Source organism: Dyadobacter sp. HNCC25DJ184 (assembly GCF_056895215.1).
Map to the genome: position 1 here is coordinate 15,493 of NZ_JBXHAQ010000024.1, position 14,450 is coordinate 29,942.

Consider the following 14,450-nt stretch of genomic DNA (forward strand, 5'->3'; position numbering starts at 1 on the left):
GATATTATTTGCTTTTTCGTCCAAACAACTGTCCAATCCTTCCAAACATCCTTTTCTCAAATTCCCAAAAGAACGGAAACTTGCCCCATATCCAGCCCCAGGCAAGCAGAATAACCTGATACAAAGGCAATATGATCACTATATTGATTGTCCAGCGTATCCAGGAAGGAGACTCGGAATCAAGGCCCATTAGTTGAAACAGGCCTCGTTTCACATATAGGACAGAAAAGCCGGTGCAGGCGAAAACGATCAGAATGATTGCCACATCCCAGCCGTTTCTTACGTTCCAGCGCTGTTTCAGCTTTTCTATCATTCCGATTGCTATTCGTATAAAAATCCGAGGTTTTCTACCTTTATTTCCTCATCATCCAATGCCAGGAATTCCTCCCAGAACGCATTTTCAGGTAAACTTGCTCTGCATATGATCGGTTCCTTTTTTACAGGATGCTCAAAAAACAACCGGCGTGCATGCAAATTGATGCTTCCGTCAGGATTCCCTTTATCAAAACCATATTTCACATCCCCGCGAATCGGACAACCCATAGACGCGAGCTGAACGCGTATCTGATGCGGACGGCCCGTAATCGGAGATACTTCAATCAGATGATGCTTGTTTATTTCGCCCATCCAGCGATACGACAATTCAGCCTTCTGGCTTTCAGGCACTTCGTAGTCATATGCTTTAGTGGTATTCCTTTTTTCGTCCTTCACCAGCCAGTGGACCAACTTTCCCTTTTTCTCAGCAGGTTTTCTTTTAACAACCGCCCAATATGTCTTCTGAACATCCCTTTTACGGAATATCTCATTCATTCGTTCGAGTGACTTTGAAGTCCTGGCAAAAACCACCAAACCGCTCACGGGGCGATCTAAACGGTGAACCGTACCGAGAAATACAGCCCCAGGCTTATCATACTTCTTTTTGATATAATCTTTTACCATATCAAGGAGACAAACGTCACCCGTTACATCGCCCTGAACCAGCACGCCGGCCTCCTTATTAACGATGATGAGGTGGTTGTCTTCATAAACGACTTTGAATGGTCTCTTGGCCATAATATTATTATTTTAGGCCTGTTTTCAGGCCAGAGGTGGTCAATAGGATTCCTGTTCGCTTGGAAAGGACTTGCCTTTTACGTCTTTAATATAATTGGAAATGGCATCGTTCATGATACCATTTAGGTCGGCATAATGCCTTAAAAACCTTGGTTTAAATTCCTTGTTGATACCCAGCAGGTCATGGATAACCAAAATTTGTCCGTCCGCATGCGGTCCGGCTCCAATCCCAACGGTTGGGATCGTCAAACTTTCAGATACTTTTTTGGTGAGAACCGACGGAATTTTTTCAAGAACAATGGAAAAGCAACCGATATCCTCCAGCATCTGGGCATCCTCGATCAATTTTTGTGCTTCCTCATCCTGTTTAGCACGTACGGAATAGGTGCCAAATTTATAAATAGACTGCGGGGTAAGTCCAAGGTGACCCATTACAGGCACGCCAGCACTCAGAATTCTTGTAACAGAATCTTTGATTTCCAATCCGCCTTCCAACTTCACAGCATGCGCACCCGACTCTTTCATAATCCGGATCGCCGAGTTCAACGCCTCTCTCGAATTGCCCTGATACGAGCCAAATGGTAAGTCAACCACCACCAACGCTCTTTTAACAGCCCTAACAACCGATGATGCGTGGTATATCATCTGATCAATCGTAATTGGCAATGTCGTTTCGTGCCCTGCCATCACGTTGGAAGCAGAATCTCCAACGAGTATCAGCTCAACGCCGGCAGCATCAACAATCCCGGCCATTGAATAATCATATGCGGTAAGGCAACTGATTTTCTCGCCCCGGTTTTTCATTTCCTGGATAGTATGCGTCGTAACGCGCTTTATATCAGAACTATGTACAGACATGGTGATTGGCAATCTAAGTTTTTATTTCACTGTAAAACAAATGAACCGGCCATAAGTGCCGGCGCATTATTCAAATATTATATAATACTATCTATGTAGCCAACTTTCAGGATTCAGACGGGAAGTGTTTTTCCAAATCTGGAATTGCAACTCTGAGGTACCGTCCGGATCTGTCGCAACTCTTCCCAATGCTTCTCTTGCTTTCACTTTTTGACCCGGTTTCACGACCACACTGTTCATTTTAGCATAAATCGTCATATAGTTACCGTGCTGTATCGCGATCACATCGCCCATACCCGGCATTTCTGTTACGTCCAGCACCATTCCGTCATAAACGGAACGTACCGTTTCGCCAGCCGTTGTCTGAATATCTACTCCCAGGTTATCTACCATCACACCTTTTAATACCGGGTGCGGCCTTTGACCAAAATGACCAGAAACAAAGCCCTTTACAGGCCACGGCAACCGCGATTGAGATGCCTGGAATGATGAAGCAAGCGTAGTTTCCTCCTCGCTCATACCGTTCGATACTGTGATCGGTTCTTCCTCCTTCGGCGCTTCTACAATCTTCGCTTCTCCTTTCTTCTCCCTTTCGGCATTTTCACGCGCAAGCTTTTCTTTTTCAGCCCTTCTTCTCGCCTCTCTCTCCTCCTTCTCCTTCCGTTCTCTTTCCAAACGCTCACGACGCTCTCTTTCCGCAATCCGGCGAATATTGGCTTCTAATATATCAGTAGCTCTCTTGTTCTCAGCAATTTGTCTCCTCAGCAACTGCTCCTTTTGAGAAAGCTCCTGAATCACTACATTCTGCTGCACTTTAAGTCCTTCAAGTTTTGTGTTTTCCGTTACACGCGTATCCAGAACTACCTTCTGTTGATTTTTCTTGGCCGTAATCCGCTGTCTTTCTGCTTTTAACTGAGATTCAAGGGCCTCCATTTCCTTCGCTTGTTCTTTTCTGGCGTCAGTATATTGCTTCAGATACTTGTACCGCAGCACAAACTGATTGAAGGTCCCGGAAGAAAATAGAAAAACCAGCTGATTGAGATATGCATTCCTTTTGGCCGCTTCATAAATCATATGGCCGTATTCCACCTTTAATTTGGTCAGATTTTGTGCCAATTCCGTACGCTTGGCCTCCAGTACCTTTAACTCTTTATCAAGCAAACTTAAGTCATCAGAAAGAAGGTCTATTTGCCTCTTTTGAGTATTAATCTGCTGATTAAGCGCTTTAAGTTGTCCAAGGTTAACGTTCTTTTGTTTGGAAGTCTGATTAAGAATGCTTTGAATTTCCTTGATTTTTCCCTGGTTTTCCGATTTTTCCCGCTCGAGCTGTTCACGTGTTTTTTGTGCAAATACACTCAGAGTAGTACACAAGATGATCGTGAGCAGCAAAAAGGTATTACGGAAGTACGCTTTATTTAGGGGCATATTTTATATTCTTGCGACCAAAATAGTTACAGTGGCTGGCAAAGTTAAACAGACTTGTTCTTTTTGACCCTATCAACTGGCCGACAATCTGCATTTTACATCTTTCGTTTGTACGACGAAGGTATACTGAATGGGAATCCGGGGCTTTCTGAAAGGATCTCAACCTTATTGTGCTTGATACCAACTTCCGTTTTGTAAAACTGCTGATCTTTGGGAGATTTTACATCTAAAACCATATTACTTGCAAATGGGAAGAGTAGGTTACTCACAGATTTAAAATCCTCATAATCAAGAGAAAAAGTATTGTCACCCGGAGCCTCCGATGCTTTGAGTTTCAGAAGTTTCAAGGTCGATTCTGAAATAAAATTCTCTGCCGAAATCTTCCCTGCTTTCTGTTTCAATATATAATAATCTTCCTCCTTAGCTACCGAATCGTCGTCAGTTTGTGGAAAAGGAAGATTTCCAATAATGACTGACTGCAGGAGCGGAAAGTCCAGTTTAAAATTATACTTTTTGCTAAGCTGTTCGTAATCAAACAGAAAATAAGTCTTGTGAATCTTATCCATAAAAGCAATGGAATCCCTTGATATGAGGCCACGAGCGACTTCAAATCCCACCCCAGTAACCGAGATCCATATCAGACTATCTTTCTGAATCCGAAGGTTAACATTCACATTGTCCAGATCTTCTTTTTGATTTTTAAGGGAAAACTTTGACTTGGTGGTCAGAAAAGCAAATTCCGCATTCGATACGACCAATTTGTAAACACTTTCTGCCTCGGAATTATTGGTCAGAGAATCCTTTCCTGGCTCCGGATTTTTGGCCTCTACCACCAAAGTGTCCTTTTTTGCCTGAGTATTATCGCTTCGCGAAATTTTTTGCTTGTGACAGGAAGTTATACATACTGTTGAGGCGGCGAGTAGCCATATTATTAATTTACTGCTCATGAAGTGCGCCGGTTGCGATTTTTTTGTCTAGAAGTTCTGTTGTTTCACCCATTTTTTTTGCCTTTTTCCATTGTGCAACAGCATTTTCTCTTTGTCCCAATTTAAACAGGACATCTCCATAGTGTTCAACAATCGTGCCATTGAGACCCGCAGTGTCCTTCATCGCCCGTTCGAGAAATTCCTTAGCCTTTTTATAGTCTTTTCTGATATACAATACCCAGGCATGTGTGTCAAGATAGGTTGGATTATCCTTATGCAGTGTCACGAGTTTTTCTGACATGGCCAAAGCGAGATCCAGTTTCTCCTTCCTCAGGGACAGAAAATAACTATAATTATTCAGTACATGGTCATTGTCAGGATTTGCTTTAAGCGCGAGGTCATATGACGCGTCGGATCGTTGGTTGTCGCCCATGCCGTTATACGCATCGCCTAATTGCGCATATATAAACGGCACCAGATCATTCCGATCCCCAATCAGTTTGAGGCTTTCTTCCAGTGAGGAAATGGCTTCTTTGAAGTGCTTCTTCATCAGCTGAGCTGTACCATTGGAATACCAGAACATACCCTGATTCGGAAATAATTCGAGCGCTTTTTCCGAATGAACCAGCATACTGTCAGGCTGATTAAGCTCACCATCCAGTTGTAAAATGGCCACCCAAACCTCGAAAGACGAACCGTCCAGACTTGCACCTTTCAGATATTCAACCTGTGCTTCGCTCTTTTTCCCACTTCGCATGAGCATATCGCCATATATGACATGCACACGTGCCTCGCCGGGATGAGTTTCTACCAGCTGCTTTCCAAGGGATACAACTTCGATGTTTTCCTGTTCGGTTTTCAGCATCTTGATATACCCTGACAAAACCCTGATTTTGGGTTCAGAATCCAGATTCGGATTTGCAAAAACAGCGCGAAGCTCTTTGTTACATCTTTCAATATCACCGTTTTTACGGTATATATCCGCCAACAACACGTGTGCCTGGGATTCGTCTGGATTGATTTTTAAAGCTTCCTCCAATGGTTTAACAGCTTCCACCAATCGTTCATTGGCAATCAAAAGTTCGGCCAACTCGATCCGGTAACTCACCTCTCCGGGTTCGGAAGCAATCAGTTTTCTAGCCTCTTCCAAAGCTTTTTCCAACTTGTTTTGACGAAGATATAGCTGTTGCTTCTGACGAGTGATTTCCTCTGTGACACCAATCGATTTTTCCAGAAGGTTATAAGCGCCAATAGCCTTATCAAACTGATCACTGAAAACATATACCCCTGCTAGCTCTAACCCATACTGAATATTTGAAGGATATTGTTTTACCAATTCTTCATATACTTGGGCTGCTTCGTTGTATTTTTTCTTTTTGGCATAAATTTCACCCAATTGTTGTGCGTAAAATTCGTTGGTTTTGTTGAGTTCATGTGCTTTTTGAGCAGGTTCGACAGCTTCGTTCAGTTTATCTAACTTCAAGAGCGTTTTTGCAAGGAGATATTGCGCAGAGGCGTCGTTTGGTCTGAGCCCCACCATATTTTGAAATATAGTCAGCGCCTTCTCCGGTTCGTCCTTCATCATGAATTTCATCCCCTCCACCACAGTAGATTCCCGATCCAGACGAACACCAACAGAGTCGGTTTCAACAGCGGATACTTCCCTGTCTTTATTTTTGAGCTGGGCGTGCGAAAGTTGTGCTATTCCGCAAATAATCGTGATAAGAAGGGAAATTTTCAGAAGCGCTGTGCCCATATTTTTCAGGTTACCAAACCAGCCATTATCGTGTGAAGGTCAAAGTTACCAAAAAAACAGCGCTTTGACCACCTCAGCAAACTCGCGGGATGGGTTAATAACGAGAAAATACTAATTTTTGTTATCCGGGAAACCTATTGGACAGAATATTCCGAAGACCCGCTTCCCGGTGTTCCGTCCGGACTTAAAACTTCGGCTTTGATCTGTATTTTGGTGGTTGCGCTCGTGTTATAATAGCGTATTTTGACTTTTCCGTTCTTACCGGTTCGAAGCATTGGTGCCCAGAAAACGGTAGATCGGTAATCCGGAATATTGTCAGATAGGCCAGTAGCGTTGTATTTTGGTGCATAATACTCTTTTGGAACATCAAGCCCGGCAATTTTTGTCACTTCAACCCCCGGCGTATAGTCATTTGAATAATCATAATTCGCGTTCCCTCTTTTGGTCAAAATGGATATGACGCCGTTACCTCCGCGACTGCCGTATATCGCCGCGCCAGCACCTTTCAATACGTCAACCGACTCAATATCATTGACATTCATATTTATAACAGCCTCCTTATCCAATGTGATACCGTCGAGTACAAATAAGGGTTCTCCCTGCGATCCTCTTATAGAAACTCTCGCGTTCGGGCCAGAACCCATCACATAAACACCCGCCACACGCCCTTGAAGAAGATCTAGAACCGTTCTTGCTGACGCCGCCAATTGAGGGGTCACTTTTACTGTTGCGTCTGCATGGGTATACAGTTTTCGGCTGTCATGTTCCTCCACCTTTTTAGCCTTGATAGTTACTGTATTCAAAAGCTTTTCCCTGCTTGCCCTGATTCGCGCTTCTATGTCCTGATATTCTTTTGCCTGTGCCAAAAACTTCTGAAGTTTCTCTGACTCAACGGTGACTGGATAAAACGGAATTTGAAACAGCGTGACTTTTGCCGGCTCAAAAGGCAGAATATTAAAAGTGAGGCCTTGATTTCCCTTGCCCATTCCCTGCAGTCTGACAGTCAGCGAATCCGTGAAGACCATATTATGGACGGCAAAATTTCCTGCCATATCGCTCTGGGCCGTAAGCATGGTTTTAACGCTGTCGTTGCTCAGAAAAACTGACAACTGGACCTGCTCCGCCGCCTTCCTCTTCGATTTCCTGACTTCTCCCTGTAATGTAATTCCTTGTTCCACATATCGTTTCGGAGCTTCTAGCGAATCTTCCATCACATCCTCCCATTTGAAACGGCTCCACCCATTGACCATCATCACATTGTCCAAATTGATTTTGCGCTCTGTATTCGTAGTATCAAAATAGGACGCAGGTTTCTCGATATGGCCTTTAAGATCAGAAGTCAGCAAAAGATATGACAATATATGATTTTCATAGGGCTGCTTCGCGATCTGGCCTTGGTCTGTCACCGATACGGAAAGGTTTGCTTCTACGGGTTTACCGCTAGCGTCCGTCACCTCAACTTCCAGCTCAGTTTCACTTTTTGGGGTATACGTTTTTTTATCGGTATTGAACTTCACACGCAGTGCTTTATTGTTATTGACAAATACCAAACGCTCGGAAACAGGCCTGTTATTTTCACCAAAAAGCGTGATATGGGTAATTCCGTCGGGCAGTTCTTCAGTCGGTAAATTAAGGGCCAAGCCTTTAGCAGTTACCACACCTTTCGCCGCAAAGGCAATAATACCCCGGGCATGTCCAACAATATGAACCGGTTTATTTGACTGATCCGCAAAATTCTGGAAAACGAGGACACGCATTTTTTGCGAATAGGTCACGTTGTCCACGATCATGGTATATCCCCTTTCTGCAATTTTGGGGAACGTAAATTGCTTGTATTCACCCTTCTCCGTTTTGGCATATACGGCATACTGCTGAGTGAGATCTGGCGTAAAAGGCATTTTTCCCAACCCCAATTCATTACTTTTAAAGCTGGCCACGGTATCGTTCTTCTGATTGATCACGAACCCTTTTGCCGCTATCCCCAGTCCGTTCTGATCAATCGTTTTGAATGCAATTCGGGTATTAATTCCGTTCACCAGATCACCTCCCTCAGGGAAAAATTGCAGGTCAAATTCTTCTTTGATGTTATCAGGAGGCAAACCCGCCTGAGTATCAAATACGTAGATATCCTTTTTAAAGAAAAAATCTTCGGAATAATTGCGCATCCAATTGGTATATGCCCTGACGGTATATGCACCAGCCCCTAATTGAGCGCTTAACGTAAAATTTCCCCTCCCAATACCGCCATACAACGAAACCCGCTCCAGCCCCACAATTTTACCAGTTCGTTGTTCAATGAAATCGACGTAAAGCACCTGACTGGCACTATCCGGCAAGTGCAGCGCCCCCTCCACCAGATATGCGTTGAACCAAAGCGTATCACCAGAGGCATAATAGGGTTTGTCGAGATGGAGATATGCTTTTTCCTGAGCATAAACGCTGCGGTAGGCGAGGAGCTTTTCTGCAATCCATTTGCTGAAATCTTCGTCTGAGCTGGTAAAAGCAAAGGTTATTAAGAGAAAAATAATAGAGGATATCTGATGAAGTGGTTTCTTGAAAAATAACATTTGTCCTGTTTTGGCTAATATTTATGCAAATTATTGTTTTTTGTAAAACTTAATTTGTCTTAACTGTTAAATTTTTTCACCCCTAAATACAACGGATAACTAATAACAAGAAACAAAAGCGCGTACAGGCTACTGGAAATATCCTGCACAACAGCCCCAACCAAAAAAGCAATGGAGATGATTAACATCAAAATCGGGAGCACTGGATAGGCAGGCACCTTCCACGGACGCGGCAGTTCAGGTTCCTTTTTTCGGAGTGCTAAAAGCGAGGCAAAACCGGACGCATATCCCAAAACGAAAAAGAAAGTGGCAATATCAGAAAGCTTTTCGCAAGTGTCTTTCCCAATCAAAATCAGCCCGATAGCAATCACGGAAGTAATGATCATGGCCAATGAAGGCGTTCCTCCTTTATTAATTCTGGTCGCCGCATTGATAAAAAGGTGATCCCGACTCATGGAATAAAGTACACGGGGATTGAATAACAGCTGCGCGTTGACTATGCCCAAAATCGATATCATCAAAAATATCGTAACTATTTTTCCCGAACCTTCTCCAAAAATCAGTCTTATGGCATCGGCGGCGGCGAGTTTTGAGTTAGCAAGGACGTCGTATGGCAGAATATATAGTATTGCAAGGTTGCACAAGAGATAGATCACGATAATCAGTAAAACCCCGCCGATCATCGATTTGGGCAGGTTTTTTGTCGGATCGCGGTCTTCTTCAGTAAAATATGCTGCCGTGTGCCAGCCGTCGTAAGTATAGAATATGGCCTGAAGGGAAAATATCACCGGTGCGATCCAGCTTCCTGTAGCCACAATCTTGCTGGTAGTGTTACTTATTTGCTCGGGAGAGACTTCTTTTCCATACACATAACAAATGATAATAAAGGCAAAAAGTCCGATACCTTTCAGCACGCTCATCACATTTTGAAAATTGCTGGCCAAAGCAACTCCATACCAGTGTATACACGTGAGGATGAGCAATATAGCAGCAGCGACAAATGGCTCTTTTCCGACGAGCGAGGGCACTAGCAAAGCCAGGTATTCGCTCATGGTATATACACCAAAACCAAGCGCGGAACAGGTGCCCAGCCAACTATTGATACCCACCACAAACCCCGCGTAATCTCCAAATGCTCTCCGTGCATATACGTACCAGGCTCCGGCCTTTGGAACCGACGTTCCCAATTCAATTGTGCATAAAGTTCCGAGAAAAGCATATAGGCTAACGGCCAGCCAAAGACCCATAATGAGCCAGGAATCGCCAAGCTGAGCTGCAATTGGTCCGGGTTTGCGGAGTATGCCCGTTCCGATGGTTCCTCCCAAAGTGACGGCAATACCAAAACCAACACCTAAAATTTTAAACAACTCGTTCTTGGGAGCCGACTGCTGCATGGGATAATGGGAAAGGTAGTTTCCCGAAAATAGCGAAAGTTTTTGTCTGTAGGACTTATATTGCTGCTGATTATCACTTTAAGGGTCGGTTATGTTCAAGAATAAAAACGGTTGGTGGCTGCAGATAGTAGGCTGGCTGCTTTTCATATGCCTTCCATTGGTAGTGATGTCTCGGGAGCCTAATGAATCGATATATTTTCAAGTTATCGCGTCGCCCTGGTTCTGGGTTTTTATTCTGCTGTATGCGGGCATATTTTACTGCAATTCGAAATTGCTACTTCCTTATTTGTTCCTCAGACGGAAGTATGGCCTGTATCTGGTTTCGGCACTTACCTTGTTCATACTGGTATTTTTTACAAAACCATTTGAAACGCTGGTTTTTGAGAAATTTCATCAACACGATATCGTAGAAAATTTCCGGGAACCGGAACGACCACCTAAACCGCGAGATAATATGTTCAGCGAAAGAACGCCACCTCCGCCTCCCAGAGGTGCTCAACCTTCCGATAATGGAAATTCAGGGCTGGATTTCGTAAGCCTTTTGCTTTTTGTGGTTGTTTGGGTGGTCAGTTTTGCGGTTAAAATATCGGAAAGCTGGCAAAATTCTGAAAAGCAGGTAGTTCAGTCTGAAGCAGATAAGGCGCAGGCGGAGTTGTCGTTTTTCAAAGCACAGATCAACCCTCATTTTTTGTTCAATACGCTTAACAATATCTATTCGCTGGCAGTAAGTCAGCATGAAAATACTGCTTCGAGTATTCTTCGGTTATCGAGGATGATGCGGTATATTACCGAGGAAGCGACGGAAGATTTTGTGCCGCTCGAAGATGAAATTGAGTGCATTAGAAACTATATTGACTTGCAAAATTTACGTTTGAATGATAAAACAAAAATAGATTTCGCGGTGCTAGGCAGTTCTTCCGGATGGCAGGTAACTCCACTAATATTCATCACTTTTATTGAAAATGCATTTAAATATGGCGTGAGCGGTCACTATAATACACGAATTGACATCCGTGTCGAGACTACTCCGACTGAGCTCCAGTTTTATTGCAAAAACACCATTTTCGGAAACCGACCCGACACGGAGCGGGTGGGAATCGGAATCGTCAATACAAAGAAAAGGCTGGAATTTCTGTATAGCGGAAAACACGATCTACTACTCGACCAAAGTGAGGGTTCATTTACAGTTCGATTAAAATTGGAAAGATAAGTATATCAAAATGAACACGTTATGAAATGTGTGATAATTGACGACGAGCCGCTGGCTATCAAAGTCCTTGAAGGATATATTGATAAAACGGCGGATTTGACCCTTGTAAAATCCTTTGACGATGCAATTTCCGGCGCTTCGTATCTTGCCTCTCAAAAACCTGACCTTCTTTTCATAGATATTGATATGCCGGATCTTTCCGGATTGGAGATTGTCGCCAGCCTTGAAAACAGGCCGCTGATCATTTTCACAACCGCCCATAAAAAATATGCAATCGACGGTTTTGAACTTGAGGCTGTGGATTTCTTACTTAAACCTATTGTATATGAGCGTTTTGTAAAAGCCGTAGTGAAAGCACGTTTTTTTAAACAACCAAAACAGATTGCTGATAATGAGGCGATTATAGTCAAATCAGAATATAAGAAAGTCAAAATCCTGCTTTCAGAAATTGAATACATCGAGAGTATGGAAGACTATATTAAGATATACATTTCGGGAGCATCGCACCCCGTTCTTTCGCTGATGTCTTTGAAAAAAATTCTGGAAACCCTCCCATCCGCACAGTTTAGCCGCATTCACCGAAGCTATATTGTACCCCATAAAAAGGTAGTCGCGATTCAAAATAAAAAAGCGATACTCGAGAACGGAAATGAGTTAAACATAGGTGACAGCCACCTGGATTTCATTGAAAAATGGAGGAGTTTTTAAACGCAGAGTTCTGGGAGTGCCACGCAGAGTAACGGGGAGAAGAGATTCCACTGCGCAACCCTGCGTTTAAACTCTAGCAAACTCTGCGTTTAATATTCCGTTCACCGATAAAAACATCCTGTTGACCGATAACTGGCTGAGGCCATGCAACAAATTAGCCATTCCAGGCGATTTCCTGTATATCATCTAATTGATTATCATCATGGAACGCAAGGAATTTTTAAAGAGAGGTTTTTCCGCACTAAGTTTTACAGCCATTTTACCCTTAATGGGATGCTCGAACGACTCTGTTGAACCCACATCGACAACTAGTACTGACGAAACAACCACAAGCGGTTCAAGCAACGACTCTTGTTCTTCGACACCTTCCGAAACTGCTGGACCTTTCCCGACAAAAACGCCAAGTTCACTGGTACTAAACGATATCCGTTCCGACCGGGAAGGCACTCAATTGACGGTGAAAATTACGATTCAAAACAAGACAAACAGCTGTGCAGGGTTGGCTGATGCTCTGGTTGATATCTGGCATTGCGACGCGGCAGGGAATTATTCTGAATATGGAGGATCAGGGATGCAGTCAACAAACTATCAGAGTGTACACTTTTTAAGAGGGCGCCAAACAACTGATGCTAATGGTTTGGTTACGTTTACGAGTATATATCCTGGCTGGTATTCGGGTCGTGCGCCGCATATTCACGTCCATGTCTATAACAGCTCCGGCAAATCTTTATTGGTAACACAAATCGCTTTTCCGGAGGATATTTCTAAAATAGTATATGCACAGGGAGTATATCAAAGTCACGGGCAAGCTGATACACAAAACAGCAACGACAATGTATTCAGCGATGGTTTTTCACTTGAAATGGCCACCGTTTCTGGTAGTGTATCGGCGGGTTATGTCCTGACACACAACGTAGTTGTGACAGCATAATATGCTATTAATAAGCCCGATAACTCATCTGTCATGAAAGGAAATATTCGTTTTTGTTATCGAAAAATAATGAATTTTGAGTCAGCTGATCCGTGGAGCAAAGCGATATTTGATGCGACGCATATGGAGTTTTATATGCAGGCCCAGAGAGTGGATTCCGAAGGTAAGCACCCCACTTTCAATGAGATAAGAAAGGCGGGAGTCAATGTCGATCAGCTCCAGTATCTGACGAGCACGGCTGCCATTGGATATATCGTCCAGCTCAACGGACTTATTCCGGATATCGCCAACGCGATTGGAAAGCCTTGCTTGCCATTTACCGATTTCAAATTCGAAATCATTGACTCACACATCACGGATAAGACCAAACACCGGATTGCAATATTGTTTTTCAGCGATTTCGTGGATTGGATCGATACGATTGGCAACCAGATATTGATTGCTTACAAGGGTGAAAAAAGCGGCGTCACAGGCGAAACCGATTTGATTCCGTTGGTTCCTTATCTCAATATCTCAACGTTTATACCTCCCACGAATTCATAAAACTTTTGACAATGATCTCCCAAACAGAAGCCCGGATATATATTGGAAGTCAGCGTGGTTGTATCGAGTCGGTTGGCGTGCGCAGCCTTCATACTTTCAACTTCCATCAATATCAACGAACTGGTGCTGAGCCATTTGGGAAACTTTTGGTATGGAACGAAGAAACATTGGCTGCGGGCAAAAGAATTAAAATTGAGACCAAAAAACCAACGGACGTCTTCATTCTGCCGCTGGTAGGAGGCATTGAGTTAATGGATGGCCTGGGTGACTCCGTTTTTATATCAGCAGGCGAATGTTTCAATTTTTTGTCATTTCCGGAAAGCATATTTGAACTGATTAATCCATATCCCAAAGAGGTCATCAGTTATCTGCAGATCCATACGCAACCCGACTTTCCTGAAATCTCTTCAGAATTAGATGAAAATGAAGCGCTTATAGCTTTTTCATTGGAAAATAGGAATCAGCTGAACGCAGCATTTTCCAATGCTTCCAAATCAGTACTAGCTTGGATCGGGCGATATAGTGGCAGGCAAGAGGGGTTGTATAATTTGAACAATTCCGATAACGGCGTTTTTGCTTTCGTCATTGAAGGTGCATATGAGCTAGCGAATAGACTGCTGGAAAAAGGGGATGCGCTGTCTCTCCGCAATTTAGAAGAGGTTGAATTTGAGGCTTTGTCTAATGATGCAATTATATTGTTGGTTGAGGTAAGGATTTTATAAACAGATTATTATAACCCGCTAAAAACGAGAGAGGCCACGAATTGTGGCCTCTCTTGTTAATTCCAAAAATATGTTTCTTACAGAACAGCTTCTGCCAAAACAAGCACTTTGTTGTTTAGCACTTCAACTACTCCGCCATCGATGACATATGTCTGTTTGGCAGAACCAGTATCAACTACCAGATTCCCTTTGCCAAGCGTACTTACCAACGGAGCATGGCGGTTCAGTACCTGAAACTGTCCTTCTGAACCTGGTAGGGTAACAGAAGTTGCTTCTCCATTGTATATTTTCTTGTCAGGTGTTATGATATCTAAATGCATAGTTTTCAGCTATTAGCTATTGATCACCAGCCTGTTG

General features: G+C 43.3%; 14 protein-coding genes. 5 read left to right on the plus strand and 9 right to left on the minus strand.

Annotation, left to right across the window (positions count from 1 at the left end; genetic code table 11):
• Nucleotides 1–4: 4 nt before the first annotated feature.
• The 8 genes from AC1XUD_RS25300 to AC1XUD_RS25335 all read right to left on the minus strand — a co-directional run bounded on the left by AC1XUD_RS25300 (nucleotide 5) and on the right by AC1XUD_RS25335 (nucleotide 9,979).
• Nucleotides 5–313 carry a DUF6787 family protein gene (locus tag AC1XUD_RS25300; RefSeq protein ID WP_483363836.1) on the minus strand — a complete coding sequence of 103 codons (309 nt, stop codon included), beginning with the start codon at nucleotides 311–313 and terminating at the stop codon, nucleotides 5–7.
• A gap of 8 nt (nucleotides 314–321) precedes the next feature.
• Nucleotides 322–1,053, minus strand: a complete 732-nt coding sequence (locus AC1XUD_RS25305) for an RluA family pseudouridine synthase (RefSeq protein ID WP_483363837.1) — start codon at nucleotides 1,051–1,053, stop codon at nucleotides 322–324.
• A 39-nt stretch (nucleotides 1,054–1,092) separates the two neighbouring features.
• The gene (panB, locus tag AC1XUD_RS25310) at nucleotides 1,093–1,911 is read right to left on the minus strand and encodes a 3-methyl-2-oxobutanoate hydroxymethyltransferase (RefSeq protein WP_483363838.1); all 819 of its coding nucleotides are present in this window, start codon (nucleotides 1,909–1,911) and stop codon (nucleotides 1,093–1,095) included.
• An 87-nt stretch (nucleotides 1,912–1,998) separates the two neighbouring features.
• Nucleotides 1,999–3,336, minus strand: coding sequence for a murein hydrolase activator EnvC family protein (locus AC1XUD_RS25315; protein WP_483363839.1), 1,338 nt, complete (start codon nucleotides 3,334–3,336; stop codon nucleotides 1,999–2,001).
• 95 nt (nucleotides 3,337–3,431) lie between these two features.
• Nucleotides 3,432–4,283, minus strand: coding sequence for a lipoprotein insertase outer membrane protein LolB1 (gene lolB1, locus AC1XUD_RS25320; RefSeq protein WP_483363840.1), 852 nt, complete (start codon nucleotides 4,281–4,283; stop codon nucleotides 3,432–3,434).
• Nucleotides 4,273–6,018, minus strand: coding sequence for a tetratricopeptide repeat protein (locus AC1XUD_RS25325; protein ID WP_483363841.1), 1,746 nt, complete (start codon nucleotides 6,016–6,018; stop codon nucleotides 4,273–4,275). The genes lolB1 and AC1XUD_RS25325 overlap by 11 nt, the downstream gene beginning before the upstream one ends.
• Before the next feature lie 134 nt (nucleotides 6,019–6,152).
• Complete coding sequence (locus tag AC1XUD_RS25330; protein WP_483363842.1) at nucleotides 6,153–8,585, minus strand: TonB-dependent receptor plug domain-containing protein; 2,433 nt, start codon at nucleotides 8,583–8,585, stop codon at nucleotides 6,153–6,155.
• A 59-nt stretch (nucleotides 8,586–8,644) separates the two neighbouring features.
• Nucleotides 8,645–9,979, minus strand: a complete 1,335-nt coding sequence (locus AC1XUD_RS25335) for an APC family permease (RefSeq protein WP_483363843.1) — start codon at nucleotides 9,977–9,979, stop codon at nucleotides 8,645–8,647.
• Nucleotides 9,980–10,070: 91 nt separating this feature from the next.
• Between AC1XUD_RS25335 and AC1XUD_RS25340 the strand changes: the two genes are divergently transcribed.
• From AC1XUD_RS25340 to AC1XUD_RS25360, 5 genes are all read left to right on the plus strand, one after another.
• Nucleotides 10,071–11,189: a sensor histidine kinase gene (locus AC1XUD_RS25340; protein WP_483363844.1), complete on the plus strand. Its 1,119-nt coding sequence runs from the start codon at nucleotides 10,071–10,073 to the stop codon at nucleotides 11,187–11,189.
• Nucleotides 11,190–11,210: 21 nt separating this feature from the next.
• Complete coding sequence (locus AC1XUD_RS25345; protein ID WP_483363845.1) at nucleotides 11,211–11,897, plus strand: LytR/AlgR family response regulator transcription factor; 687 nt, start codon at nucleotides 11,211–11,213, stop codon at nucleotides 11,895–11,897.
• Nucleotides 11,898–12,099: 202 nt separating this feature from the next.
• Nucleotides 12,100–12,828, plus strand: coding sequence for a dioxygenase family protein (locus AC1XUD_RS25350; RefSeq protein WP_483363846.1), 729 nt, complete (start codon nucleotides 12,100–12,102; stop codon nucleotides 12,826–12,828).
• Nucleotides 12,829–12,897: 69 nt separating this feature from the next.
• Nucleotides 12,898–13,371 (plus strand): hypothetical protein, encoded by a 474-nt coding sequence (locus AC1XUD_RS25355; protein ID WP_483363847.1) that lies wholly within the window; start codon nucleotides 12,898–12,900, stop codon nucleotides 13,369–13,371.
• An 11-nt stretch (nucleotides 13,372–13,382) separates the two neighbouring features.
• On the plus strand, nucleotides 13,383–14,093 hold the full coding sequence (locus AC1XUD_RS25360) for a pirin family protein (protein ID WP_483363848.1): 711 nt from the start codon (nucleotides 13,383–13,385) through the stop codon (nucleotides 14,091–14,093).
• Between the two features lie 77 nt (nucleotides 14,094–14,170).
• Here AC1XUD_RS25360 and atpC read toward each other — a convergent pair whose 3' ends face one another.
• Nucleotides 14,171–14,413, minus strand: coding sequence for an ATP synthase F1 subunit epsilon (atpC, locus tag AC1XUD_RS25365; protein WP_483363849.1), 243 nt, complete (start codon nucleotides 14,411–14,413; stop codon nucleotides 14,171–14,173).
• Nucleotides 14,414–14,450 lie beyond the last annotated feature (37 nt).

Coding starts and splice junctions, on each gene's coding strand:
- AC1XUD_RS25300 (WP_483363836.1), bottom strand. CDS start 313: ATGATAGAAAAGCTGAAACAGCGCTGGAACGTAAGAAACGGCTGGGAT.
- AC1XUD_RS25305 (WP_483363837.1), bottom strand. CDS start 1,053: ATGGCCAAGAGACCATTCAAAGTCGTTTATGAAGACAACCACCTCATC.
- panB (WP_483363838.1), bottom strand. CDS start 1,911: ATGTCTGTACATAGTTCTGATATAAAGCGCGTTACGACGCATACTATC.
- AC1XUD_RS25315 (WP_483363839.1), bottom strand. CDS start 3,336: ATGCCCCTAAATAAAGCGTACTTCCGTAATACCTTTTTGCTGCTCACG.
- lolB1 (WP_483363840.1), bottom strand. CDS start 4,283: ATGAGCAGTAAATTAATAATATGGCTACTCGCCGCCTCAACAGTATGT.
- AC1XUD_RS25325 (WP_483363841.1), bottom strand. CDS start 6,018: ATGGGCACAGCGCTTCTGAAAATTTCCCTTCTTATCACGATTATTTGC.
- AC1XUD_RS25330 (WP_483363842.1), bottom strand. CDS start 8,585: ATGTTATTTTTCAAGAAACCACTTCATCAGATATCCTCTATTATTTTT.
- AC1XUD_RS25335 (WP_483363843.1), bottom strand. CDS start 9,979: ATGCAGCAGTCGGCTCCCAAGAACGAGTTGTTTAAAATTTTAGGTGTT.
- AC1XUD_RS25340 (WP_483363844.1), top strand. CDS start 10,071: ATGTTCAAGAATAAAAACGGTTGGTGGCTGCAGATAGTAGGCTGGCTG.
- AC1XUD_RS25345 (WP_483363845.1), top strand. CDS start 11,211: ATGAAATGTGTGATAATTGACGACGAGCCGCTGGCTATCAAAGTCCTT.
- AC1XUD_RS25350 (WP_483363846.1), top strand. CDS start 12,100: ATGGAACGCAAGGAATTTTTAAAGAGAGGTTTTTCCGCACTAAGTTTT.
- AC1XUD_RS25355 (WP_483363847.1), top strand. CDS start 12,898: ATGAATTTTGAGTCAGCTGATCCGTGGAGCAAAGCGATATTTGATGCG.
- AC1XUD_RS25360 (WP_483363848.1), top strand. CDS start 13,383: ATGATCTCCCAAACAGAAGCCCGGATATATATTGGAAGTCAGCGTGGT.
- atpC (WP_483363849.1), bottom strand. CDS start 14,413: ATGCATTTAGATATCATAACACCTGACAAGAAAATATACAATGGAGAA.